The sequence below is a fragment of the Chitinophaga sp. 05T412 genome (assembly GCF_056396465.1).
Map to the genome: position 1 here is coordinate 727,411 of NZ_JBFTLN010000001.1, position 24,975 is coordinate 752,385.

The window sequence follows — 24,975 nt, forward strand, 5'->3', positions numbered from 1 at the left end:
CCGCCAATTTTGCACCATAAACGTGTAAATATGAAGCAATCCCGAACAATCAATGTCTTATCCCGCGTATACCTGTTCCTGTCTGCGGGAAGCTTTTTTATGGTAAGTATGATGGGCTTTTTCAGCCCACAGGCGGTAATGGATCTGGTACAGGTGAAGTTGCCTAACACTGATGCTTTTAGTTCCATCAGGGGCGTATATGGTGGTGTAGGATTAACCATTACCGTTATGCTGATACGTTGGGCCATCAAAGACATACAACAGGGCGTTATCTTTTTATGCTGGCTTTGGGGACTCTATGCCCTGTCGCGTATCATTACCTGGACAGTAGAAGGACCACTGGGCGCCTTTGGTACACAATGGCTGATCATTGAAAGTGTGTTTTTCGCAATGGGAGCATTGCTGTGGCTACGTTTGCGGAACCTCAGTGTTTCAAAAATATAGTGGTAGGTTTAATAGGGCGGGGCTTTTTCCTATCCGGAGGAAGCCCCTTGTTATAAACCGTTTTTCTTCAACGCCTGTCCATATACTTCTAATGCGCGTTTCCGCGCCACCTCATGCGATACTATTGGTTTTATATAATCAAACGATTCAAACTCCGGTACCCATTTGCGGATATACTGCAGGTCTTTATCAAACTTCTGTGTTTGCAGTGTAGGATTAAACACCCGGAAATAAGGCGCCGCATCACAGCCGGAACCGGCCGCCCATTGCCAGCCGCCGTTATTCGCAGCCAGGTCATAATCGAGCAGTTTAGCAGCAAAGTAAGCTTCTCCCCAACGCCAGTCTATCAACAAATGCTTGGTCAGAAAACTGGCTGTAATCATGCGCACCCGATTGTGCATATAACCGGTAGTATTTAATTCCCGCATGCCCGCATCTACAATCGGATAGCCGGTTTCGCCCTTGCACCAGCGTTCAAATTCCGCCTGGTTGTTGCGCCACGCTATTTTATCGTATTCCCGCTTAAAGGAGTGTCCCACTACATGTGGAAAATGCCAGAGTATCATCTGATAAAATTCCCGCCATATCAGTTCTTTGGCAAAAGTGGCATTCAGCTGCATGGCATGTTGCATCAATTCCCGGATACTGATGGTACCAAAACGTAAATGAATGCCCAGCCGCGATGTGCCATTCACCGCAGGAAAATCGCGGGTGGTATCGTAATGCTGTATCAATACTTCCGGTAACTCCTTTGACGGAAATTGTGCAGGTCCACTTTTGAATCCCATGGTATGCAGGGAAGGAATATTCAACCGCGACTGCTGATACAGCTGTTTGATATATTTTTTGCAGGGATATGGCTTAAGATGAAAATCTGTCAGGGTATCATACCATCGTTTACTGTACGGTGTAAAAATCGTATATGGTTCACCGTTATCTTTTAATACTTCTTTTTTCTCCAGTATTACCTGGTCTTTATAAGTATGAAAAGAAACACCTTTTTCGCCCAGTTGTTTGGCGATAGCCGCATCACGGTTAATAGCGTATGGCTCATAATCATGGTTGGCATATACTCCTGTTACGTTATACTTCGATGTCCAATGTGAAAACGCGGCTTCCGGCGTGCCATAAAATACATCCATCGTGCTGCCATAGGCTTTCAACTGTTGTTGCATTTCCTCCAGCACAGCGTGTATAAATATCATCCGTTGATCGTGCTTATCTTCCAGATCGTCCAGGATATTGGTATCAAAAACAAATACGGGTACTACCGGTACTCCTGCGCGTAATGCATAATAAAAAGCGGCCTGGTCTTCCAGCCGCAGATCGCGGCGAAACCAGCAAAGACTGACGTGCTGTTCCATGCTAATGATTTTTTTCAGCGGCTAAAAGCTAACGGCTAACAGCTCATGTAAAATGGCGGCGGTAGCATTGCCGTAACTACTATCGCGGAAAAGGCCTACCCAACGAATGCCATAGATCGCATTCGTTAAAAATATTTCATCCGCATTCTCGAGGTCATCAATATCAAGTGGTCTTTCTTCCACTTTAAAAGGAAGTTCTGCTTTCAATAAATACTTCCGCATTACTCCACAAACGCCGCCTTCAGAAAGTGGCGGCGTGTATATTTTTTTATCCCGTACAATAAACAGGTTAGCAATGGTGCTATCTGCCACCCGTCCATATTGATTCATAAGGATTGCCTCATTCAGACGATGTTGTTTGGCATACATCGCCGCCATTACATAAGGCAAACAATTATTGGATTTGATAGAAGATAATTTATCACAACTCTTTTTCACATCCGGAAAAATATCAATAACCAACCCGTTTTCATTTAATTCCAATACAGTTTTGCTAAGTTCCCAACATTGAATGATATAGTTGGGTAAATTATTCACCGGATCATACAATCCGCCATCAGAGCGAAAGATAGCCAATCTCACCCGGGCCAGATGTGATACATTATTCTTGTTGCAGAGGTCAACAATCTGCTTTATAAAAAATGCTTTGGTAAAATGTGTGGGAATATCGAAGTGCAGCAAATGTAAGCTGGCCAGCAACCTTTCAAAATGCAGGTCTGCCATCAGTACATGTCCCTGGTATACTTTCAGGGTTTCAAAGAATCCATCCCCGTATCGAAAGGAGCGATTATCGGCAGTAAAAATCGGGTCAGCCGCAGGAATGTATTTACCGTTGTAACAAAGAAATCCAACTTGCACCTCGAACGTTTTTAGCAAGGTGAAAGGTACCACTTATTTGGGGATTTTCGAAGTTTGGGATTTCCGGATTTTGTTTCAAAGTGGTATGTATTGTTGAAACAAAATATCTGATTTTAAAACCATCCGGAAATCCCTTTTTAAATTTATTTACGTTTTTTTAAGGTGCCGAAACGTACACCCACAAAACCATCTACCTGATGAGAAGAACCCAACAATGCCGTTAATACGCTACCGGAACCAACAAATAATGGTCCTACACGGAAGCTTGCTCCAGCATTCAGTTTCGACAGTTCGTTGTAGTTGATAGGCAGGAAGAAACCGAATATCCGGCCGTCGTAACTGGGAGTAATACTGAAACCACTGTAATACTGTGTATTGTAAGGTTTATTTTTACCATTCGCCAACGACAATTGCACATCCATGTTTATGTAGAAAGCCTGGTGAATGTGATAGTCGCCGTTCACCTGCAAAGTAGTAGGTAAACTCACCGCATAAGAAGCATTATTATTATCCGCGGCTGGTTTAAAATACTGAGGATATTTACCTAACTCCGTTTTGTAGTTATCCATTTTAACATCTTCCAGGTGCTTCATGGAAAACTGTTGACCGGCGGGAATACCAATGGTAAAGGTGCCACTACGGGTTACATCACGCTCATACTTGATTTTACCGATATCCATCAGGGAAACGCCCACGCGGAATTTATACTTGTTAGGGCCCTTGCTCTCGCTCTCAGGACGATACTCGTATACCGCGCCTAATTCAGCACCGATACCGTGTCCGGTAAATTTAAGCGCATCAGCCGCATCAAAATCAGAGATATTGAAACCAGCGAAGTTCATACCTACTTTCCCGGAAGCATTGGTCAGATAAGCATCCTGCTTGCCTTCGTCTACATTCATGGTGCCTTGCAGGTGATCCACATTGATGGTACCATTACCGGCACCGGAAAGATACTTCAGGCTTACCCCCGCTTTCAGGTAGTGAGGACCCATGGTCAGCACTTCACGAGCTACTGATACACCATATTCGGCCCAGGCATTCGCGCTCACCCGCATGTTACTATTGGAAGCAATGGTGTAAGGCAGGTCTGCATTAGACGACAGGTTATTAATGATTTTATCGGTCAGCTTGCCATCTACATCAGTAACGTTAGCGACTACACGTACACGGGAAGTTACCGCAAAGGTAAACTTGCCTAAGTTAAACATCGCAGAGGGACCCGCTACACCGATATTCACCAGCGCTTTGGTTAATCCGTTGCCCTTTCCGAAAAACTGGTTCTTCAGCGTATCCCCATTAAAAGCAGAGCCGATATCACCCAATTTATACTTCAGCTGGTTGTTGGCTACATTGGCACTTACGCCAAACAAATTCACGTCCCAACGATAACGGCTATCTGCAATGTTGGCGGGGTTCGAAAATACACTGGTTACGCCTGCATAACTACTGGTACGAAAGCCCGCAAAATCCTGGGCGTAAGAAGTGGCACAGCATGACAATAGAAGGAATGTAAAAATCCTTTTCATAGTGACTATTATAGGTTAGGAATAAATATTAACAACTTAAGTATGCAAATTTATAAACATTAAAATTTATTATATAGTATAAATCCGACTATTCGTAAAAATAAAAATGCCCTCGCTTTTGAAGAGCGAGGGCACCTGTACGTATATACGTTAGTTATCTTGTCAGATTTTCATCTCCGGAATATCTCCTTCAATTATAATTCTACCAGCTGTTTTAGCGCGAATTTCCTCCACACTAACACCCGGCGCACGCTCCAACAGCTTAAAGCCATCAGGCGTAACATCCAGTACCGCCAGTTCCGTCACAATCTTTTTCACACAGTTAACACCGGTCAGCGGCAGGGTACATTGCGGCAGCAATTTACTTTCTCCCTTAGGGTTGGTATGCATCATGGCCACAATGATATTACGTGCAGACGCCACCAAATCCATGGCGCCTCCCATCCCTTTTACCATTTTACCAGGAATTTTCCAGTTGGCGATATCTCCCTGATCAGATACTTCCATCGCACCTAATACAGTGAGATCTACCTTTCCGGCGCGGATCATACCGAAGCTTTCGGAAGAATCGAAGAAACTACCTCCGGGCAGCAACGTTACCGTTTCCTTTCCCGCATTGATTAAATCAGCGTCAATATCTTCTGCTGCGGGATAAGGGCCCATACCCAGTATACCGTTTTCAGATTGCAGCATAATAGAAATACCGGCAGGAATATAATTGGAAACCAGGGTGGGAATACCAATACCCAGGTTTACATACATACCATCCTGCAGCTCCTGTGCTATTCTTTTGGCGATGCCATATTTATCGAGCGACATTATGTAAAATTTGAAGCGTGGAAAATGTAAACACTAGATCTTCACCGTGCGGCGTTCGATCCGTTTTTCATAATTACTACCCTGGAAAATGCGGTGTACGTAAATGCCCGGCACATGAATATGGTCGGGATCCAATTCTCCAGGTTGTACCAGGTGTTCTACTTCTGCAATGGTAATATTCCCCGCTCTGGCCATAGAAGAACTGAAATTCCGCGTGGTTTTACGAAAAACGAGGTTACCCAGGGTATCTCCCTTCCAGGCTTTTACGATGGCATAATCGGCGTGCAACGCCATTTCCATCAGGTGAGGTTTGCCATTAAATTCACGGACTTCCTTTCCTTCCGCAATTTCAGTACCGTAGCCGGCAGGTGTGAAAAAAGCAGGAATACCCATGCCCGCCATCTGGATACGGGTAGCCAGGGTACCTTGTGGAATCAGGTCTACTTCCAGCTCTCCGGCTAATAGTTGTCTTTCAAATTCGGCGTTTTCTCCTACATAGGACGACATCATTTTCCGGATTTGCCGCGTTTTCAACAACAGTCCCAGGCCGAAATCATCTACTCCTGCATTATTCGAAATACAGGTCAGTTCTTTTACTCCTTTTTTTACCAGGGCAGCAATACAGTTTTCCGGAATACCACATAATCCAAACCCTCCCAGCATCAGCACCGCTCCATCCCGGATATCTTGTAAGGCTTCGTCGGCATTAGCGATTACTTTGTTCATGTTTTGGTGTTTTATAGATTAAGACTGCCGCTTAACAAAAGGGCGGAGCGTATCCATCCTCGGCAGTAATAGCACGCTGTCGGCATAAGGGAAAATGTTTCTCAGGCGATAACGCACTGGCGCATTTTCATCCACCGGGCTACCCAAACGCTGTTTTTTGGCGGCAATATTGGTCTGTGCCATTTGTAGCGCCTCTTTTAATCGGCTGGGATGACTTTCATAGTATCGGTAGCTCTCCATAAATTCCTTCACACTTACTTTATGAAGGTCCAGGATCTGCTTATAATAAATCTTCACTTTTTCCTGTCTGATTGAATCATAGTTGGGAGAATAACTACCCGACTGGTATTCACTGCTATAGGCATCTGCCATAGCCATATCTTCCAGGATACTACTCATTGTTTCTTTAGAGATATATTGACCCGGCACCTTGTCCCCGTCACCACAGGCGAACAAAAACAATACAATCAAAGTCAGGGCGGCGTATTTCGTCATTAAATTATTCATTATAGCTGTTAGCTTTTAGCAGTTAGCTTTAAACTTAGCGCAGAAGGGTTTCCTAATGGCAAATAGTTAATAGCTGTTACTTCATCTGTTGATACTTCTGTGCATTCGGTACGTCCATCTGTGACAGCAGTTCCGCGGCACGACTTTTTTCCTGCGGCATCGCCTTGGAAAATATTTTCTGTAACTCTCCTCCTTTGGCGCTGAAAAACGCCTGCATCAGCATGGAGTTGGGAATATCCTGGTGAATGGAATAGAGCATATTCAGGCAGTTCAACACTACGCCGCGGCCTTTGTTAACGTCGTCGTACATCACATCCAGACCATCCCGGTGGTATTGATACATCACATCATGGAACTGCAGGAATTTCGCGTTCAACAAATTATCCTGCAACCAGTAACGATTGCGGTTACCTTCGAAGGCTTTCCAACCGGAGATATCTTTTCCGTCCGGTGCATTGTTAACGATGTTCAACGCTTTTTTGAAATATAAGTCACCGCCGCGTGGAGAAAAAGAATCGTAATCCAGTCCGAGAATAATATTCACATAATACGCGAGAATGGCCGTGAGATTGGATGCCAGCGGATCGTTGCCTACAATACGGGTATCGCTGTATTCCAGCTGTTGAAATTCTGCATAGCGGAAAAGCACGTTGTTATCCTGGATATTCAGCAAACTGGTCACATAGCTGCTGTTATACACCGGCCGTGTAGCCTGTATGGTCAGCGAAGCTTTATAGGTATCCGAGCCGGCAGTACCAGTTACGTTCAGCAAAAAATTACATTCTATCCGTTCTGCCGGGGTGAAGGCATCATTGGCCCAGTGCCGGTTGTTGAGGAATTCGCGGATAGAATTCTGCAGGGTGGTAAATATCTTTTTATCCACTCCCTGTACCTGGGCAGCCACCACAGATACATTGGCCCTTATTTCCTGGGCCTGAACGGGGCGGCAGCAGAATAATACAAATGCGCCTGCCATCAGCAGGAAAAACGGGAAACGGTTATGCATGTTGCAGTTCAATTATAGCGGAAACAATATCCTGTGCCACGGCCTGTTTTGATTTCAGTGGGAAACTACGTTCATTTCCGGTTTTATCAAACAGCGTTACTTTGTTGGTATCATAGTTAAACCCGGCGCCAGCATCCGCAAGTGAATTCATTACAATCATGTCCAGGTGCTTTTCCCGCAGCTTTTTGAGGGCATATTCCTTTTCATTGTTGGTTTCCAGAGAGAAGCCGATCAGCAGTTGCTGTGGTCCTTTGGTATCGCCTAATGAGCGGAGTATATCGGGTGTTTTTTCGAGATCTATATGTAGCTGGGCTTCGCCTTTCTTAATTTTTTTATCGGCCACATTCGCCGGGCGGTAATCCGCTACTGCGGCGGCAGCCACCACAATATTAGCGGCAGGATACAGCGCGGTTACGCGGTCAAACATTTCCTGCGCGGTTTGTATGCGGGTGACGGTTACGCCGGTGTGGGTGGTTTGCTGGGAAGTGGGCCCCAGTATTAGTTGTACATTGGCGCCGGCATCTGCCAGGGCTTCCGCAATGGCAATGCCCATTTTCCCGCTGGAATGGTTGCTGATATACCTTACAGGGTCTATATGTTCAATAGTAGGTCCCGCGGTAACAATAGCTGTTTTTCCCGTGAGGGGCTTATTTTGTGGGTTTGCCTTCGGCAGATGGGTTTGCAGCCAGGCCACTATTTGCTCCGGTTCTGCCATTCGCCCCTCTCCGAAAAGGCCACTGGCCAATTCTCCGGAACCAATGGGTATTTGCTGATGTCCATAAGAGATCAGTTTTTCCACATTGTGGCGGGTAGCCGGGTGATGCCACATATCTTCATCCATGGCAGGTGCAAATACCACAGGACAGGTAGCCGAGAGGTATACGGCGAGGAGCAGGTTATCACACCCGCCTTGCGCCATTTTAGCGATGGTATTGGCGGAAGCGGGGGCAATCACCATGATATCGGCCCAGCGGCCCAGCATCACGTGGTTATTCCAGCTGCTATGGTCGCTGATATTCATCGGCACCTCGTTTTTAGAGAGGGTGGCGAGGGTGAGGGGGGTAATGAAATCGGCGGCGGCGGGGGTCATGATTACCTTTACTTCTGCGCCTTCCTTTACCAGCAGGCGGATCAGGGTAGCCGATTTATAAGCGGCAATACTGCCGGATACCCCCAACAGAATTTTCTTTCCTTGTAGCATTTTGATAGCGTCCATGGACATATATAAAAACAAAAGCGGCAGAAATCATTCTGCCGCCATGAAATTAATATTTTTATTTTTCGCAATCGCGCACCTCACAAAATAATGTGTGGCGGATTAGCTAAACAAATCGTCGTCGTTCTTGCGGAAATAAATTTTGCTGTCCAGGAATTCCTGAGTAGCCTGGATAGCTGGATTTGCCAGTCTTTCGTAAAAACGGGAAATCTCAATCTGCTCCTTGTTCTCGTGCACTTCTTCGAGATTGTCAGTATGACTGGCAAACTCTTCCAGTTTGGAATGGAGCTCCTCTTTCACGGAAATATTGATCTGATTGGCGCGTTTGGCTATCACGGCAATAGACTCATATAAATTACCAGTTCTGTTCTTAATATCGGTAGTATTTTTGGTTTCTACCCAGGGATTAAGGCTACTGGTTAGACTTCGCTTTAATTTGCTCATTATCCAGTGTTTTAATGTTGTTTTGCGCTAAGGTATAAAATTTTTCGGCATCAACCTTCAATTTGCTGTTCGGGTAGTGATCCGTAAAATCCAGGTATTCGTCCAAAACGGTGGCGTAGCGCTCCTTTTGTTTCTCCGGAATACTGTTTTTAGCATAATTATAATAAGATCTGATGGCCATTACTTTGTATCCGTCGCTTTTATCAGAGTCGGGGTAGTTGCGCATCAGGTTTTTGAAGGCAATACCGGCGGCTTTGAAGAAGCCCAGGTTATAATACAGTTCGGCGCTGTTAAATTCTTTCTTCTCCAGCTTACGGCGGCACAACTCTATCACCAGGTTGGCTTCCGATACTTTGTCGGCGGTTGGATAGTTGTTGATGAAAGTTTGCATGGCAGCAATGGCCTTCATGGTATTAGACTGATCCAGGGATACTTTCGGGGATTGCTTATAGTAGCAGTAGGCCTGCATATAGTCAATCTCCACCGCTCTTGGGCTATTCGGGAACAGGTCCAGATAATTCTTAAACTGGAAAGCCGCCTGCACATAGTCTTTAACGTAATAAGAGCAGTATGCGAAATTATAATACATCGGCTCAAACTTATCTGTACCCTTATATACCTGTACCAGGTCGGTATACAGTGTGATGGCTGTATTGTATTTTTTCTTTTTAAACAGCTGGTTAGCGTAGTCCAGCTTCTTTTCAAAGTTGTTGCTTTTCTCTATTCTACGCAACTGGTTGTTACAGGAGGTAGCTATGATTGCCGCAAGAACAGTGATGTACAATAAAAATTTCCGCATAAAAGAGTGGCAAAATTAAGAATTAAATGTAAATGTAAGGCAGAGAGATGTTGATTGCTGTTAAAATTTTGCAAAAGAGGGAATTAAATCGCTGAAAGCGAGGTTTTCCACTGCCACCGGAGTTGCTGACATTTCTCCCACCTGGCTGTGGAAAATTGCGTTTCTAACACAAAAATGGGGGTGAAAAATGTTCAAATTAGGAAAAAAACACACGCATAAATCTAAAAATGAGTCATTTTCCCACTTGACACCCCTTTCCGGAATAACCCGCCCGACAGGCAACTCACACGATATAAACATTGAAACAGTTATTATAAACACATTATCCACATATGAATTTCCAAAATGCACACAAACGGTGCATAAATGAAGGTAGATAGCCTCCTATGCAGGCAATCCCATCTGTGGAAAAAATTTATAAAGTATTTTTTCGTTAAAAAGTGGGAAAAAGTGTTATTTTGTGTTAGAAAATGGATTTTCAAGGACTTTGCCCCATGGTATGACAGGATTTCTCGGTGAATATGAATCGACGCTGGACGCAAAAGGACGCTTTCTGTTACCTGCTGGATTTAAAAAGCAGTTATCAGACGGGGCCGGAGGACAGTTTGTGATTAACCGAGGGTTTGAAAAATGCTTGTCCCTGTATCCCATGAATGAATGGCAGCCAATTTTTGAACGTATCAGCAAGTTGAATGACTTTGACCCAAAAGTAAGGGAATTCAGACGGTACTTTTTGAACGGGGCCACTATTCTGGAGTTAGACAGTGCAGGAAGACTACTGGTACCAAAAAACCTGTTGTCTTACGCCAATCTGGAAAAAGATATTGTGCTGGCAGCAGCATCCAATAAAATCGAGATCTGGGATAAAGCTAAATACCAGGAGTTCTTTGAAAATTTCTCACCAGGAGCGTTCAGTGATCTGGCACAACAGGTAATGGGAGGAGGAGATAATAACATTTCAATTTAAAGAGGGGAGCATATGGGCGAACAACAATATCATTTACCCGTTCTGCTACAGGAAACAACGGAACTGCTACAGATTAATCCGGATGGGATTTATGTAGACGCGACGTTTGGAGGCGGAGGACATTCACGCGCCATACTGGAGAAACTGGGTGAAAAAGGACGACTGATAGTATTTGATCAGGATGAAGATGCTTACCGCAACAGGATCATAGACGAACGCGTAACTTTTGTACAACAAAACTTCCGTCATCTGCAACGCTTTTTGAAATTACATAAAGCAGACCAGGTAGACGGGCTACTGGCAGATCTGGGCGTATCATCGCACCAGTTTGACACCGCTGAAAGAGGCTTCAGCATTCGCTTTGATGGCGATCTGGACATGCGAATGGACACGAGAACTGAATTTACCGCCGCACAATTGCTGGCTACTTGGGGAGAAGCAAGGTTACAACTGATTTTCCAGGAGTATGGGGAAGTCACTAATGCTAAAACCCTCGCACAAACAATTGTAAAGCAACGTAAAACACACCCCATGCGCACCATCTCGGAATTTAAATCCGTGATCCAGCCCATCGTTAAAGGCAATCCGCAAAAATACCTGGCGCAGGTTTTCCAGGCTTTGCGTATCGCTGTAAATGATGAACTGGGCGCTCTGAAAGATTTACTGGAGCAAGCTACCAACGTACTTAAACCGGGAGGCAAACTCGCCGTCATTACCTTCCACTCGCTGGAAGACAGGATGGTGAAAAATTTTATGAAAACAGGAAGGTTCGAAGAAGCACCCGAAGATCCGTTTGCGAAAGAAACACCCCCTAAATTGTTCAGATTAATCACAAAAAAACCGGTTACCGCCAGCGATGCAGAATTAAAGCTCAATGGGAGATCCAGAAGTGCAAAACTGCGGGTGGCCGAAAAACAAGCGTGACGCGGCTGTAAACCGCCCACCACATCCTACCCTATCCTATACACATCTGTTTGATTTGCGTTCAGGTTTATATTGTCAATTTTTTTAAAAGGCATAGAGCGTGTTGCAGGAAGAAACTATAGAAACAAACCAGGAAATCCCGGCGGAAGAAACAAACAACATTCCCCCGGAACAACGAAAAGAATGGCGGTTGCGCATCAACTACAGAGCGTTGGTACAAAACATGCCCTTCATCGGCTTCTTAGCCGTCCTGGCACTGATCTATATCGCTAATAGTCACCTCGCCGAAAAGAAAATCAGACGTATCAACAAACTTGGAAAAGAAATAAAAGAGCTGAAGTGGGAGTACATCAATGTGAAAAGTGAGCTCATGTTTCGAAGCAAAATGAGTGAAGTCAGCAAATCTGTCGAGCCGCTGGGCCTTAAACAACTCAGCTCCCCTCCACAAAAGATTGTGCTGAAAAAGGAAGCAGAAAAATGATTTTAATATTGATGCCTGACGCTGCCCGCCTGACCCATAACTCAGGTCGGGGATGCTGGTAAATCAAGTCAATGGCAAGCATCTCAAATACAAATGCAGCCAGTGTCAGGTATCTTTCTAATAAGCTATTAGCTTTTAGCCCTTAACCATCCATGGTTGAGGGCATTGATGTAGAAACTAATAGCTGAATAATAACAAAACTAAACGCAGAACTATTGAAGCCATAGAAACCGAATGGATGTAAAAAAGGATATATTGTGGAGAGTGTATCTGTGCCTCATAGGCATGGCGCTGTTTGGCGTAGCCATCCTGGTAAAAGTATTCTATATCCAGCAAGTACAAGGCAACTACTGGCGCAGCATGGCAGATAGCCTGCACACCGGCTACGTTGCCCTCGACGCGGAAAGAGGTACCATCTACTCAGAAGAAGGCAGAATGCTATCTACCTCCATTCCTTACTTCGACATTCGCATCGATTTCGCCGCCGATGGTCTCCGCGATAAAAACGGAAAAGTATTCGAAGAAAATCTGGACTCCCTCTCCTACAAATTGTCTGAAGTATTTGGTGACCGCACCAAAATCGCCTACAAACAATTATTAAGAGAAGGATATAAATCAAAGGATCGCTACTTCTTACTGAAAAGAGACGTCCCCTTTAATCAATACCAGGAACTACGCGGCTTCCCCATGTTTCGCCTCGGCAAAAATAAAGGCGGCATGATCGCTGAATCCAAAAGTAAGCGTATCAACCCCTTTAAACTGCTTGCCAACAGAACCATCGGACTGGCCCGCGAAAATTCTCAAAGCGTAGGTCTCGAAAGAACCTACAACGATTACCTGAAAGGCGTTACCGGTAAAAGACTGATGCGCCGCATTGCCGGAGGTACCTATGTCCCCGTAGATGGTTACGATATTGAACCGGAAAACGGTCGCGATGTAGTCACTACCATCGATGTAAACATGCAGGATATTGTGGAAACAGCCCTCATGAACATGATGGTGCAAAATGAAGCAGACCACGGTACCTGCATCCTCATGGAAGTAAAAACCGGCAAAATAAAAGCCATCGCTAACCTCGGTAAACAACCCGACGGCAACGGCTACTGGGAAGATATGAACTACGCACTGCAGGTAGCAGAACCCGGTTCCACCTTTAAACTGGCTACCGTTATCGCTGTGCTGGAAGATAAATACGCTACCATGAACTCCATGGTCAACATGGATGGTGGCCGCTGGCAGGTTGGACGCAGAACCGTTTTCGATTCTGAACCCCACCCAGGCCCGCAAAATGTAACCGTCAAACACGCCTTTGAACTCAGTTCAAATGTGGGAATGGCAAAACTGGCCTACCAGTTTTATAACCGGCAACCTAATAATTTTGTCGCCCATTTGAAAAAATTGCGACTCGACCAAAGCACCGGTATAGACCTGATAGGCGAAGGAAGACCAGTAATTAAAACCACTGCTTCCAAAACATGGAGCAACACATCCCTGCCATGGATGGCATTCGGATATGAAGTGCTCATCAGCCCGTTGCAAACCTGTATGCTGTACAACGCTGTAGCAAACAACGGTAAAATGATGAAACCATACCTCGTCAATTCCATACAGGAATATGGCCAGGTAATAAAACAATTTGAGCCTACTGTACTGCTGGATAGCATCTGTTCTCAAAACACGCTGAAACAAGTACAGGCCATGCTCGAAGGTGTACCCATAGATGGTACCGCGAAAAAATTGCGGACCCCCTACTACGCTTTCGCAGCTAAAACAGGCACCGCACTCGTGGCTAATGGCAACCGCGGCTATGCAGACAAAATTTACCAATCCTCTTTTGCAGGCTATTTCCCAGCAAAAGATCCGCAGTATACCTGCGTGGTAGTCATAAAAAATAAACCGCATGCATTGCGCTTTTACGGCGCAGGCGTTGCGGGTCCGGTGTTTAGAGAAGTGGCAGATAAGTTATATGCCATCGCTGTGGAAAAACAAAAACCAATGCAGGCCACCATGCAACTGGATACCCTCCTCACCCTGAAAAATGGAAAAGGAAGTGAATGGAAACAAATTCTTGGTACCCTGCAACTACCGGTAAACAGCTCCCCAGCCAATAACAGCTGGGTTAGCGCAAAGGTGACAGATCGTAAAATTGCCTTCCAGCAAGTGGCACAGGTGAAAGGCGCTGTACCGGATGTAACCGGAATGGGATTGAAAGATGCACTCTACCTCCTCGAAAATGCAGGATTAAGAGTAGTGGTAAAAGGCGCTGGAAAAGTGAAAACACAGTCACTCCCCGGCGGAACAAAAATAGGAAACGAACAAACAATCGTAATAGAACTGAGCTAGATGAAGACGCTGCGCGACATATTGTATAATGTAAGCATCCAGGCGGTGCATGGTAATACAGACATTGCCATCAACGCCCTGGCCATCGACTCCCGCGCCATCGGAGCCGGCGACGCTTTCATTGCGGTGAAAGGAGTACATGTAGACGGACACGGCTACATCGATAAAGCAATTGCACAAGGTGCAATTGCAGTGATCTGTGAAACATTACCTGACCAACGCGCAGAAAATGTATGCTATGTTCAGGTAAGCAACAGCGCTAACAGCAGTGGTATCATGGCAGGCAACTTCTATGATAACCCGTCACATAAAATACAACTGGTAGGCGTTACAGGTACTAACGGCAAAACAACTATCGCCACATTACTGTTCCGTTTGTTTACCAAACTGGGATATCACTGTGGACTATTATCTACAGTTCAAAATCAGATAGGCGATACCGTTATACCAGCTACACATACCACACCTGATCCTATTAACCTCAACGCCTTGCTGGCGCAAATGGTGAACGATGGCTGCCTCTATGTATTCATGGAAGTAAGCTCTCACGCTATCCATCAGCAACGTATTGCAGGATTAAAATTCGCGGGCGGCATCTTCAGTAATATCACCCACGATCACCTGGACTATCACAAAACATTTGATGAATACATCCGGGTGAAAAAATCATTCTTTGACAACCTGCCGGCAGATGCTTTTGCCATCACCAATCTCGATGATAAAAGAGGTATGGTAATGCTGCAAAACACCAAAGCGAAAAAAGCTACTTATAGCCTGCGCACCCTGGCCGATTTCAAAGGAAAGATCCTGGAAAATAACCTGACCGGATTGGTCATGCTCGTTGGTGATACCGAAGTGCATTTCCGCCTGATCGGTGAATTCAATGCCTATAATCTCCTGGCCGTTTATGGCGCTGGCATATTACTGGGCATCGATAAAGCTAAAGTACTACAGGCCCTCAGCGATATTCAAGGCGCTGAAGGCCGGTTCGATTATATCATTTCTGACAAGGAACAAATCATCGCCATCGTAGATTATGCGCATACACCAGACGCATTGAAAAATGTACTGGCTACCATCAAAAATCTGCGCAAAGGCAATGAACACGTCATCACCGTAGTAGGTTGCGGCGGCGACAGAGACACCACCAAACGCCCCATAATGGGAGACGTGGCGGCAGAAAACAGTGATCGCGTGATCCTGACTTCAGATAATCCCCGCTCGGAAGATCCGGTGGCCATTATCCATGAAATGGAAGCAGGTATCCCCGTTCACCTGAAAAAGAAAGTACTGTCTATTACCGATCGGAAAGAAGCTATTAAAACCGCCCTTTCCCTCGCAGGCCCCGAAGATATTATCCTCGTAGCCGGTAAAGGACACGAAAAATACCAGGAAATCAAAGGAGTGAAACATCACTTCGATGATAAAGAAGTGCTGGTGGACATGATGAAGCTGATGGAGAAATAAAATTAAAACTGAAACTGAAATACTTAATAATCCAATGACTTAAAAGCCTGTCTCACTGTACGGCAGAAGGTGGGCTACGACTAAAACATATGTTATATTATTTTTTAAATTACCTGAAAACAGAATTTAAGATCAGCGTCATCGGCGGTGGTATGTTTCAGTATATCACTTTCCGTGTAACGATGGCATTGTTGCTGTCGCTGGTAATTTCATTGCTGTTTGGTAAAAGGATTATTAGGTTTTTACAGAAAAAACAAATCGGCGAAACCATTCGTGAACTGGGGCTCCAGGGAGAAAACTCCAAAAAAGGTACCCCTACCATGGGTGGATTGATCATTCTCTCTGCCATCGTGATACCGACCTTACTCTTTGCACAGGTAGCGAATGTATACATCTGGCTGATATTATTATCTACTGTGTGGCTGGGACTCATCGGTTTCCTGGACGACTATATCAAAGTATTTAAAAAGAATAAAGAAGGACTGGCAGGAAGATTTAAAATCATGGGACAGGTAGGACTGGGCCTCATTGTAGGTTGTACACTGTACTTCAACAATGATGTGGTAGTATCCCGTGAAGTGATGGGCGCCAAAAAACTGGCTCCTTATGAAAGACAAATCACCAACCACCCTGAACGTGTAACCCGCGATGGACACCGGTTTGTGGATGTAAAAACACCTATCACCACCATTCCTTTTGTAAAAAACCATGAATTCAATTATTCAAAACTGATTTCATGGATTCCGGGAGCAGAGAAATACACTTTTGTTCTTTATATACTGATCGTCATCTTTATTATTACCGCGGTATCGAACGGCGCTAATCTGACAGATGGACTGGATGGTCTGGCAACAGGCGTTTCAGGGATCATCGGAATAGGGCTCGGCATCTTTGCCTACGTATCCGGTAATATCCAGTTTGCGGAATACCTGAACATCATGTATATCCCTGACCTGGGAGAATTGTCCATATTCATCGCCGCATTTGTGGGCGCCTGTATCGGATTCCTCTGGTATAACGCTTACCCGGCGCAGGTGTTTATGGGTGATACGGGTAGCCTGGCATTGGGTGGTATTATCGCCTCCCTGGCTATTATTGTAAGAAAAGAATTATTGATACCCATCTTCTGTGGCGTATTCCTGGTAGAACTGCTGTCTGTAATGCTGCAGGTATCCTACTTTAAATATACCAAGAAGAAATATGGTGAAGGCAGACGTATTCTGAAAATGTCGCCCCTGCACCACCACTATCAGAAAGTGGGCTATCATGAAAGCAAAATATCAGTACGCTTCTGGATTATTACCATCATGTGTGTGGTAGTAGCCATTGCCACACTGAAAATGAGATAATAATTATACTAACAACGAAGCATAAACGAAATGGAACATAAACTCATCATATTAGGAGCCGGAGAAAGCGGAATTGGAGCGGCCTTGCTGGGAAAACAGCAGGGGTATGATGTATTTGTATCTGACGGAGGAACAATAAAAGATAACTATAAACAGGAACTGGCGGTAAACCAGATCTCTTTTGAAGAAGGACATCATTCCTGGGATATTATCCTCGAGGCCAACGAAATCGTTAAAAGCCCGGGCATCCCTGAAAAATCGGAATTGATGAAAAAGGTACGCGAAAAAGGCATACCGGTAATCTCCGAAATAGAGCTGGCCTACCGTTTCTCGACAGGTAAAAAGATTATTGCCATCACCGGCAGCAACGGCAAAAGCACCACTACTGCCCTTACCTACCACATCTTCAAAAACGCAGGACTGAATGTGGCCATGGTGGGAAATATTGGTATCAGCTATGCAAGGCAGGTGGCAACCGCACCGGCGGAGTATTATGTGATTGAAATCAGCAGCTTCCAGCTGGATGACATTAAGGACTTCAAACCCAATGTGGCCATCCTGCTGAATATCACGCCTGATCACCTGGATCGCTACGATTATAAAATGGAAAACTACGTAGCCTCCAAATTCAGAATCGCCATGAATCAAACAGCAGAAGACTATTTCATCTACTGCATGGACGATCCTGAGATCATGCGACACTTAGCGCAGCAACCCATTTATTCAGCATCAATACCTTTTACCATCATGAAACCACTGAAAGAAGGCGGCTTTATTGCCAACGACCAGTTGCACATCGATGTCAACGGAGATCCGGTTATCATGTCAATGTATGACCTGTCATTAAAGGGAAAACACAATCTGTATAATTCGATGGCAGCAGCAATTGCAGGCAGAACCATGGATATTAGAAATGAGAAAATCCGGGAGAGCCTGACCTCTTTTGAAAGTCTCGAACACCGGATGGAATATGTGACGAGTGTGAGAGGAGTCGATTTTATAAACGATAGCAAAGCTACCAATGTAAACTCCGTTTGGTTTGCACTGGAAAGCTTCGATAAACCCATTGTCCTCATCATGGGCGGTGTGGATAAAGGCAACGACTACGATGCCATCCGCGACCTGGTGAAGGAAAAAGTAAAAGCCATCGTTTGTCTGGGCGTAGACAATACCCCCATCTTTGCTGCGTTGTCTAACGATACGCCTGTAATGATCAATACCACCAGTATGCACGACGCTGTACAGGAAGCCTTCAAACAAGCTACCAAAGGTGATATCGTGTTATTGTCTCCAGCCTGTGCCAGCTTCGATCTCTTTAAAAATTACGAAGACAGGGGCAGAAAATTCAAAGACGAAGTAAAAGCCTTGTAAAAGGATGCAATAAATGGGAAAAACAAAAAACAACAATAACAGCAGGAAAGCCAATGGCTGACTGCTAATCACTAAAAGCTACAAATGACTGGATTGCTCTATAGAACAAAAGGTGATAAGGTTATCTGGACGATAGTATTCTTTCTATCGTTGGTGAGCCTCCTTGCCGTATATAGCGCTACCGGCTCACTCGCCTACCGCGAACGGGGTGGCCATACGGAGTATTATCTCCTGAAGCAGCTCACCGTACTGGTAATGGGGCTGGTCATCATTTATTTTGCTCACCGCGTGAATTATACCATCTATTCCCGCGTGGCGCAAATAGGCTTCCTCTTGTCAATACCGTTGTTGGTATATACCCTGGCCTTCGGCCGGCACCTGAATGATGCCAGCAGATGGATCAGTTTACCTATCATCAACCTCACCTTCCAGACATCGGATGTGGCCAAACTGGCCATCTTCATGTATGTAAGCAGACAATTATCCAGGCGTCAAAACCTGATCACGGATTTTAAAAAAGGGTTTCTTCCCATCATCATACCGGTAGGCATTATCTGCGCACTGATTATGCCGGCCAACATGAGTACGGCCCTGTTACTGGGCGCCAGCTGTATGTTGCTCTGCTTTATCGGCAGGGTACCACTCCGGTTCCTGGCCGCCATGGTGGCTGCAGGTGCAGTGTTAGTGATGCTGTTGTTCTTTGTGGCTAAAGTAACTGGTATGGAAATGCGTACCAAAACATGGGAAAAACGTATCGACAACTTCATACATGGTGATCATACGGAAATGCCTTACCAGGTACAACAAGCCAACATCGCCATTGCAGGTGGTGGTATTTTAGGTAAAGGTCCCGGCAATAGTACACAACGTAACTTCCTGCCGCACGCCTATTCCGACTATATCTATGCCACCATCATTGAAGAATATGGCATGTTTGGCGCATTCCTGATACTGGCGGCATATATGATTTTGTTGTTGAGAAGTATCCGGATTTATAAACGATGTCCATATGCTTTTGGCGCATTCCTGGCAGTAGGACTCAGTGTAACATTGGTCATACAGGCATTAACCAATATGGCCGTAAACGTGCATCTGTTCCCGGTTACAGGGGTTACATTACCACTGGTGAGTATGGGAGGATCTTCTGTTTTATTTACCAGTATGGCCATCGGTATTATCCTGAGTGTATCAAGAAATGTGGAAGAAATGGAAGGAAAACAGGCAGAAAAAGAACGTTTAGAAAGAGTAATGGCGAATGCGGAAAACGCTGCAGTCGCTTAATACGTATTTATATAGCATCAATCGCAATTAGTAGAAACATATGCAACGCAAGGTGATCATAGCAGGCGGCGGTACCGGAGGACATATCTTCCCGGCAATAGCGATCGCGAACGCGTTGAAAAAATTGCAACCGGACATCAACATCTTATTTGTAGGTGCTACCGGAAAAATGGAAATGGAGAAAGTGCCACAGGCAGGATATCCGATAGAAGGACTGGAAATAGCAGGTTTTAATCGCAGCAATATCTTCAAAAATATACTGTTGCCTTTCAAAATATGGAAAAGTTTGCGTCGTGCGAAAGCCATCCTGAACAACTTCCAACCTGATGCAGTAGTGGGTGTAGGCGGATACGCCAGCTTCCCAATGCTGAACAGGGCGCAGAAAAATGGCATTCCGACCCTGATACAGGAACAAAATTCCTTTGCAGGTAAAACGAATAAAATATTAGGAAAGAAAGCGAAGAAGATTTGTGTGGCATACGATGGAATGGAAAAATTTTTCCCGGCAGACAAACTGGTGATGACCGGAAACCCTGTCAGGAACAACATTTCACAATCGGCCGTTACCCGGGAAGATGCCCTGCATCACTTTGGTTTACGTACCGACAAACAAACCATCTTTGCCGTAGGCGGCAGCCTGGGTGCTAAATCCATTAATGAAGGATTGCAGCCTTTGCTGAAAACCATCGTGGATAAAGATATACAGCTGATCTGGCAAACAGGAAAGCCGTATTATGACACCGCAAAAGCAGCGGCGGCGCCTTATGAGTCACATATCAAAGTATATGACTTTATCAACGTGATGGATTTCGCCTACAAAGCCGCAGATGTGGTGTTATCGAGAGCTGGTGCATTGGCCATTGCAGAATTATGTGTGGTGAAAAAGCCCGTGATATTTGTGCCTTATCCTTTTGCCGCGGAAGATCATCAAACTTCCAACGCCATGAACCTGGTTAACAAACAAGCCGGTTTAATCATTAAGGATGATGAAGTGAAATCACAATTAAGCAGTGTATTGTTCAGCCTTCTGCAAAACAGGGCGCTGATGGAACAACTGGAAAATCATATCGGTAAACTGGGCAATCCCAATGCAGATATGGTTATTGCAAAACAAGTATTGGAAATTATTTAGCGTTTTTTAGCAGCATATATGGATTTGAATAGCATACAAAGAGTTTATTTCATCGGTATCGGTGGTATTGGCATGAGCGCCATTGCACGCTTTTTTAATGAAAAAGGAGTGCATGTGAGCGGTTATGATCGTACTGCTACGGCGCTTACCAGCAAACTGGAAGCTGAGGGTATGCAAATTCATTACAAAGACGATGTGAATGAAGTAGATAAAGCTGCCAACCTGGTGGTGTATACACCAGCAATACCAGCCGGTCATACAGAATTACAGTGGTATCGTGATAATGGATATGAAGTAGTAAAACGCAGCGATGTATTGCAGGAAATCACCCGCGCAATGTTCGCCATTACCGTAGCAGGTACACATGGCAAAACCACCGTTTCCACCATGATTGCTCATCTGCTGACGGATAGCGGATATGGCTGTAATGCTTTCCTGGGAGGTATCAGCGTAAATTATAATAAAAATTTCTGGCGCAGCGACAGACAGGTAGCGGTTATCGAAGCAGATGAATACGACCGGTCCTTCCTGAAATTAAGTCCGGACGTGGCGGTGTTGACTGCCATGGATGCAGATCACCTGGACATATACGGCACTCCGGAAGCGATGGAAGAAGCTTTTATTCAGTATACACACAATATTAAGCCCAATGGCACGCTGATTGCTAAGTTCGGCCTGCATCGGAATAAAGAACTCAATGCTACCAACAAGTTGCTGTACAGTTTACAGAACGATGCTGCCAACGCTTACGCCGCTAACATCCGTATGCACAACGGAGGATATGTGTTTGACGTGATGCAGCAGGATTGGATGATCGACAATATTTCGCTGCACATTGGTGGTATGCACAACGTGGAGAATGCAGTAGCCGCTATCACCGTAGCACACCTGCTGGGAATAGGAGCTGATAAGATAAGAGCTGCCATGGCGAACTTCCAGGGTATCAAACGTAGGTTTGAATACGTGATTAAAACTGATAAGATTGTTTATATAGATGATTATGCACACCATCCGGAAGAATTGCGCGCATTGATCAGTAGCGCTAAAGCGCTATTCCCGGGTAGAAAATGTACCGTTGTTTTCCAGCCACATTTATTTACCCGTACCCGTGATCTGGCAGATGGTTTTGCGGAAAGTCTTTCCCTGGCAGACGAAGTGATACTCCTCCCTATCTACCCGGCGCGTGAGCTGCCAATAGAAGGAGTAACCAGTGAGATGATTGCAGAGAAGATGACAACACCTGTCACCATTGTTCCAAAAGAAAAGCTACTGGAATATCTCAGCGGAAAAGAATTGCCCCTGCTGATCACCGCAGGCGCCGGCGATATCGATACGTTTAGAGAACCAATAGCTGAATTATTAAAAAAGCAATAACAATATAAATCTGAAAATACTTGTCTAAAACCACCACCATATTAAAACGTCTGGGCATCGCTCTCCTTTGGGGAATGGCGCTTTCTGGCTTTGTAGTATTGCTGGTAGCGGCTATACAAGATAAAGACGCTGGTAAATGCAAGAGTATTCAGGTGAAATTTGAAGGGAAAGACGATAACTTTTTTATAGAATCCAAAGACATCAAATCCCTGATCACGAAAGATAAAAGCCTGAACCCGATCGGTAAACGAATCGGTGAGATCAACATCTCCAGGCTGGAAGCATTGGTAGATCAGGACCCATGGGTAAAGAACGCGGAAATTTATTTTGATAACGGACAAAGACTGAATATCAAAATAACACAACGCGAGCCGGTAGCAAGGGTGTTTACCTTTTCCGGTAATAGCTTTTACCTGGATGCAGCTGGAGAACATATTCCGGTATCCAGTCGCTATGCTGCCAGGGTACCCGTATTCACCGGCTTTCCCACAGATGCGGAAAAGTTGCAAAAAGCTGACAGCCTTTTATCCGCGCAAATCGTAGATATGGGCAGTTATATTGGTAGTAACCCTTTCTGGATGGCACAGGTAGAACAACTGATGATCACGGAAGACCGGAGATTTGAGTTTATACCTAAACTGGGAGACCAGGTGATTGCATTTGGAGAAGGCATAGATATCGATAAAAAATTTACCAAGCTGTTGGCTTTTTATAAAGAAGGATTGAATAAAGTGGGTTGGAATAACTATACGCGGATCAACATCGCTTTTGATGACGAAGTCGTATGTACCCGTAAAGATGGTGTAGCGCCCTTACAGCCAGTACTCAAAACAGATAGTTTGAAACTGGCCGGAGCAGATGAGCCACCTATTTCAGACACAGAAGATTCCGCTGCAAGTACGCCGGCCACCGTGAAACCGGAGCATGCAGCAGCTGCCAAACCGGTAGAAAAACCGAAGCCCGCAGCCAAACCAAAGGCTAAACCGCAGCCAGTGAAAGTGACGAACAAAGTGAAAACAGCCGCTGCGCCAGCCAAACAACAACCTAAAGCAGTGTATAAGCCAGGGAATAAATCTGTTAACACATCAAAAAAACAAACAACGCCATGAATCAGGAAGCTCCCATCATTGTAGGACTCGACATAGGTACTACGAAGATTGCTGCCATAGCAGGACGGAAGAATGAATACGGGAAACTGGAAATCCTGGGATTCGGTAAAGCTACATCGTTTGGTGTGCAGCACGGTATGGTGCTGAACATAGACCAAACCATAAAAGCGATCAGGCAAGCACTCGAAAATTGTTATGCATCCAACCCCAACCTGGAAATTAACGAAGTATATGTTGGTATAGCCGGCCACCATATAAAAAGTTTGCAAACCCGCGGCGACATTGTGCGTAACGACACCGATGCAGAAATATCCCAGAAAGATATTGACCAGCTGATCAACGATCAGTACAAAACAGTTATTCCCGCGAGTGATCAGATCATTGATGTGATCCCGCAGCAATATATTGTGGATAGTTTGCAGAATATCACCTACCCTATTGGTATGTCTGGGGTGAAGGTGGGTGCTAACTTCCATATCATTACCGGCGACAAAAACGCCATCCGTAACATTAACCGTAGTGTGGAGAAATCAGGTCTCAAAATCCGTGACCTGGTATTACAACCACTGGCCTCCGCTGCTGCTGTAATGTGCGACATGGACTTTGAAGCAGGTGTAGCCATTGTAGATATTGGTGGTGGTACCACCGACCTGGCGGTGTTTTACGAAGGTATCCTCAAACATACTGCAGTAATCCCCTATGGCGGTGAAAACATTACCAACGACATTAAAAACGGACTGGGTGTATTAAAAACACAGGCAGAACAGATGAAAGTGCAGTTTGGTTATGCACTGGCAGATGAAGCGAAAAGCAATGCCTATATCACTATTCCGGGATTAAGAGGTCAGAGCCCCAAAGAGATTTCAGTAAAGAACCTCGCCCACATCATCCAGGCACGTATGAGTGAAATACTCGATTTCGTAGTATATCATCTCAAACAGATTGGTATGGATAATAAAATGCTGAATGGCGGTATTATCCTGACTGGTGGCGGATCTCAACTGAAACACCTCATACAGCTGACAGAATATACTACCGGCGCAAGCGCCCGTATAGGTTTCCCCAATGAGCACCTGGCAAGCGGCCACATAGACGAACTAACCAAGCCTATGTATGCCACCTGCGTAGGGCTGATCCTGAAAGGATATAATGATTTTGAAAATGATCGTAAAGCACTGGAAGAAAACTATGTAAAAATTAATACGAGCTATCTTGCCAAAGAACAGGCTGCTCAGTCAGTAACTCCAACAGACGACTGGATAGAAGAAGCTGCCCCCACCAGCCAGGAAATACAAGACAGGAAAGCGAAAGAGCGGAACGCCTCATTGAAAAACTTCCTGGACAAGATGAAAACAAAAATCATCGATATGTTCACAGAAGAAGAAGACGCAAAACTTTAAAAGTTAAATGGCGCAATTGTTGCAAAAACGAAACGTTAATAAATAAGAATTAAGAACCGATAAAC

General features: G+C 44.9%; 23 protein-coding genes. 13 read left to right on the forward strand and 10 right to left on the reverse strand.

Annotated features, from left to right (window positions below; genetic code table 11):
• The first annotated feature begins 30 nt into the window (after positions 1–30).
• Complete coding sequence (locus tag AC1DFM_RS02740) at positions 31–444, forward strand: DUF4345 domain-containing protein (protein WP_477075198.1); 414 nt, start codon at positions 31–33, stop codon at positions 442–444.
• Between the two features lie 50 nt (positions 445–494).
• On the opposite strand, the gene AC1DFM_RS02745 is transcribed toward AC1DFM_RS02740, so the two are convergent.
• From AC1DFM_RS02745 to AC1DFM_RS02790, 10 genes are all read right to left on the reverse strand, one after another.
• The gene (locus AC1DFM_RS02745) at positions 495–1,808 is read right to left on the reverse strand and encodes a cryptochrome/photolyase family protein (RefSeq protein WP_477075199.1); all 1,314 of its coding nucleotides are present in this window, start codon (positions 1,806–1,808) and stop codon (positions 495–497) included.
• A gap of 21 nt (positions 1,809–1,829) precedes the next feature.
• A complete protein-coding gene (locus AC1DFM_RS02750; protein WP_477075200.1) occupies positions 1,830–2,666 on the reverse strand; it encodes an aminotransferase class IV in 837 nt (278 codons plus the stop codon).
• Positions 2,667–2,809: 143 nt separating this feature from the next.
• Entirely contained in the window at positions 2,810–4,195 is a 1,386-nt protein-coding gene (locus AC1DFM_RS02755; RefSeq protein ID WP_477075201.1) for a DUF5723 family protein, read from the reverse strand.
• 162 nt (positions 4,196–4,357) lie between these two features.
• The gene (locus tag AC1DFM_RS02760; RefSeq protein ID WP_477075202.1) at positions 4,358–5,014 is read right to left on the reverse strand and encodes a 3-oxoacid CoA-transferase subunit B; all 657 of its coding nucleotides are present in this window, start codon (positions 5,012–5,014) and stop codon (positions 4,358–4,360) included.
• A gap of 33 nt (positions 5,015–5,047) precedes the next feature.
• Complete coding sequence (locus AC1DFM_RS02765; RefSeq protein WP_477075203.1) at positions 5,048–5,740, reverse strand: CoA transferase subunit A; 693 nt, start codon at positions 5,738–5,740, stop codon at positions 5,048–5,050.
• 18 nt (positions 5,741–5,758) lie between these two features.
• Positions 5,759–6,247 (reverse strand): DUF4296 domain-containing protein, encoded by a 489-nt coding sequence (locus AC1DFM_RS02770; RefSeq protein WP_477075204.1) that lies wholly within the window; start codon positions 6,245–6,247, stop codon positions 5,759–5,761.
• Between the two features lie 76 nt (positions 6,248–6,323).
• Positions 6,324–7,253 carry a type IX secretion system protein PorD gene (porD, locus tag AC1DFM_RS02775; protein WP_477075205.1) on the reverse strand — a complete coding sequence of 310 codons (930 nt, stop codon included), beginning with the start codon at positions 7,251–7,253 and terminating at the stop codon, positions 6,324–6,326.
• On the reverse strand, positions 7,246–8,469 hold the full coding sequence (gene coaBC, locus AC1DFM_RS02780) for a bifunctional phosphopantothenoylcysteine decarboxylase/phosphopantothenate--cysteine ligase CoaBC (RefSeq protein ID WP_477075206.1): 1,224 nt from the start codon (positions 8,467–8,469) through the stop codon (positions 7,246–7,248). The genes porD and coaBC overlap by 8 nt, the downstream gene beginning before the upstream one ends.
• A 102-nt stretch (positions 8,470–8,571) precedes the next feature.
• Positions 8,572–8,913, reverse strand: a complete 342-nt coding sequence (locus AC1DFM_RS02785; RefSeq protein WP_079469388.1) for a DNA-directed RNA polymerase subunit omega — start codon at positions 8,911–8,913, stop codon at positions 8,572–8,574.
• Positions 8,882–9,712, reverse strand: coding sequence for an outer membrane protein assembly factor BamD (locus AC1DFM_RS02790; RefSeq protein ID WP_477075207.1), 831 nt, complete (start codon positions 9,710–9,712; stop codon positions 8,882–8,884). The genes AC1DFM_RS02785 and AC1DFM_RS02790 overlap by 32 nt, the downstream gene beginning before the upstream one ends.
• Before the next feature lie 499 nt (positions 9,713–10,211).
• Here AC1DFM_RS02790 and mraZ point away from each other — a divergent pair, with 499 nt between their 5' ends.
• The 12 genes from mraZ (at position 10,212) to ftsA (ending at position 24,910) form a co-directional block, all read left to right on the forward strand.
• Complete coding sequence (gene mraZ, locus AC1DFM_RS02795) at positions 10,212–10,679, forward strand: division/cell wall cluster transcriptional repressor MraZ (protein ID WP_291922766.1); 468 nt, start codon at positions 10,212–10,214, stop codon at positions 10,677–10,679.
• 12 nt (positions 10,680–10,691) lie between these two features.
• Positions 10,692–11,603, forward strand: a complete 912-nt coding sequence (gene rsmH, locus AC1DFM_RS02800; protein ID WP_477075208.1) for a 16S rRNA (cytosine(1402)-N(4))-methyltransferase RsmH — start codon at positions 10,692–10,694, stop codon at positions 11,601–11,603.
• Positions 11,604–11,703: 100 nt separating this feature from the next.
• Positions 11,704–12,084: an FtsL-like putative cell division protein gene (locus AC1DFM_RS02805; protein ID WP_477075209.1), complete on the forward strand. Its 381-nt coding sequence runs from the start codon at positions 11,704–11,706 to the stop codon at positions 12,082–12,084.
• 234 nt (positions 12,085–12,318) lie between these two features.
• A complete protein-coding gene (locus AC1DFM_RS02810) occupies positions 12,319–14,427 on the forward strand; it encodes a penicillin-binding protein (protein WP_477075210.1) in 2,109 nt (702 codons plus the stop codon).
• On the forward strand, positions 14,428–15,894 hold the full coding sequence (locus AC1DFM_RS02815) for a UDP-N-acetylmuramoyl-L-alanyl-D-glutamate--2,6-diaminopimelate ligase (protein WP_477075211.1): 1,467 nt from the start codon (positions 14,428–14,430) through the stop codon (positions 15,892–15,894).
• 89 nt (positions 15,895–15,983) lie between these two features.
• Positions 15,984–17,243, forward strand: coding sequence for a phospho-N-acetylmuramoyl-pentapeptide-transferase (gene mraY, locus AC1DFM_RS02820; RefSeq protein WP_477075212.1), 1,260 nt, complete (start codon positions 15,984–15,986; stop codon positions 17,241–17,243).
• A gap of 30 nt (positions 17,244–17,273) precedes the next feature.
• Complete coding sequence (gene murD / locus AC1DFM_RS02825; RefSeq protein ID WP_477075213.1) at positions 17,274–18,614, forward strand: UDP-N-acetylmuramoyl-L-alanine--D-glutamate ligase; 1,341 nt, start codon at positions 17,274–17,276, stop codon at positions 18,612–18,614.
• A gap of 84 nt (positions 18,615–18,698) precedes the next feature.
• Positions 18,699–19,895: an FtsW/RodA/SpoVE family cell cycle protein gene (locus AC1DFM_RS02830; RefSeq protein WP_477075214.1), complete on the forward strand. Its 1,197-nt coding sequence runs from the start codon at positions 18,699–18,701 to the stop codon at positions 19,893–19,895.
• A gap of 40 nt (positions 19,896–19,935) precedes the next feature.
• Positions 19,936–21,027 (forward strand): undecaprenyldiphospho-muramoylpentapeptide beta-N-acetylglucosaminyltransferase, encoded by a 1,092-nt coding sequence (gene murG, locus AC1DFM_RS02835; protein ID WP_477075215.1) that lies wholly within the window; start codon positions 19,936–19,938, stop codon positions 21,025–21,027.
• A gap of 18 nt (positions 21,028–21,045) precedes the next feature.
• Complete coding sequence (gene murC, locus AC1DFM_RS02840) at positions 21,046–22,401, forward strand: UDP-N-acetylmuramate--L-alanine ligase (protein ID WP_477075216.1); 1,356 nt, start codon at positions 21,046–21,048, stop codon at positions 22,399–22,401.
• Between the two features lie 20 nt (positions 22,402–22,421).
• Complete coding sequence (locus AC1DFM_RS02845; protein ID WP_477075217.1) at positions 22,422–23,510, forward strand: cell division protein FtsQ/DivIB; 1,089 nt, start codon at positions 22,422–22,424, stop codon at positions 23,508–23,510.
• Positions 23,507–24,910 (forward strand): cell division protein FtsA, encoded by a 1,404-nt coding sequence (ftsA, locus tag AC1DFM_RS02850; RefSeq protein WP_291922745.1) that lies wholly within the window; start codon positions 23,507–23,509, stop codon positions 24,908–24,910. The genes AC1DFM_RS02845 and ftsA overlap by 4 nt, the downstream gene beginning before the upstream one ends.
• Positions 24,911–24,975 lie beyond the last annotated feature (65 nt).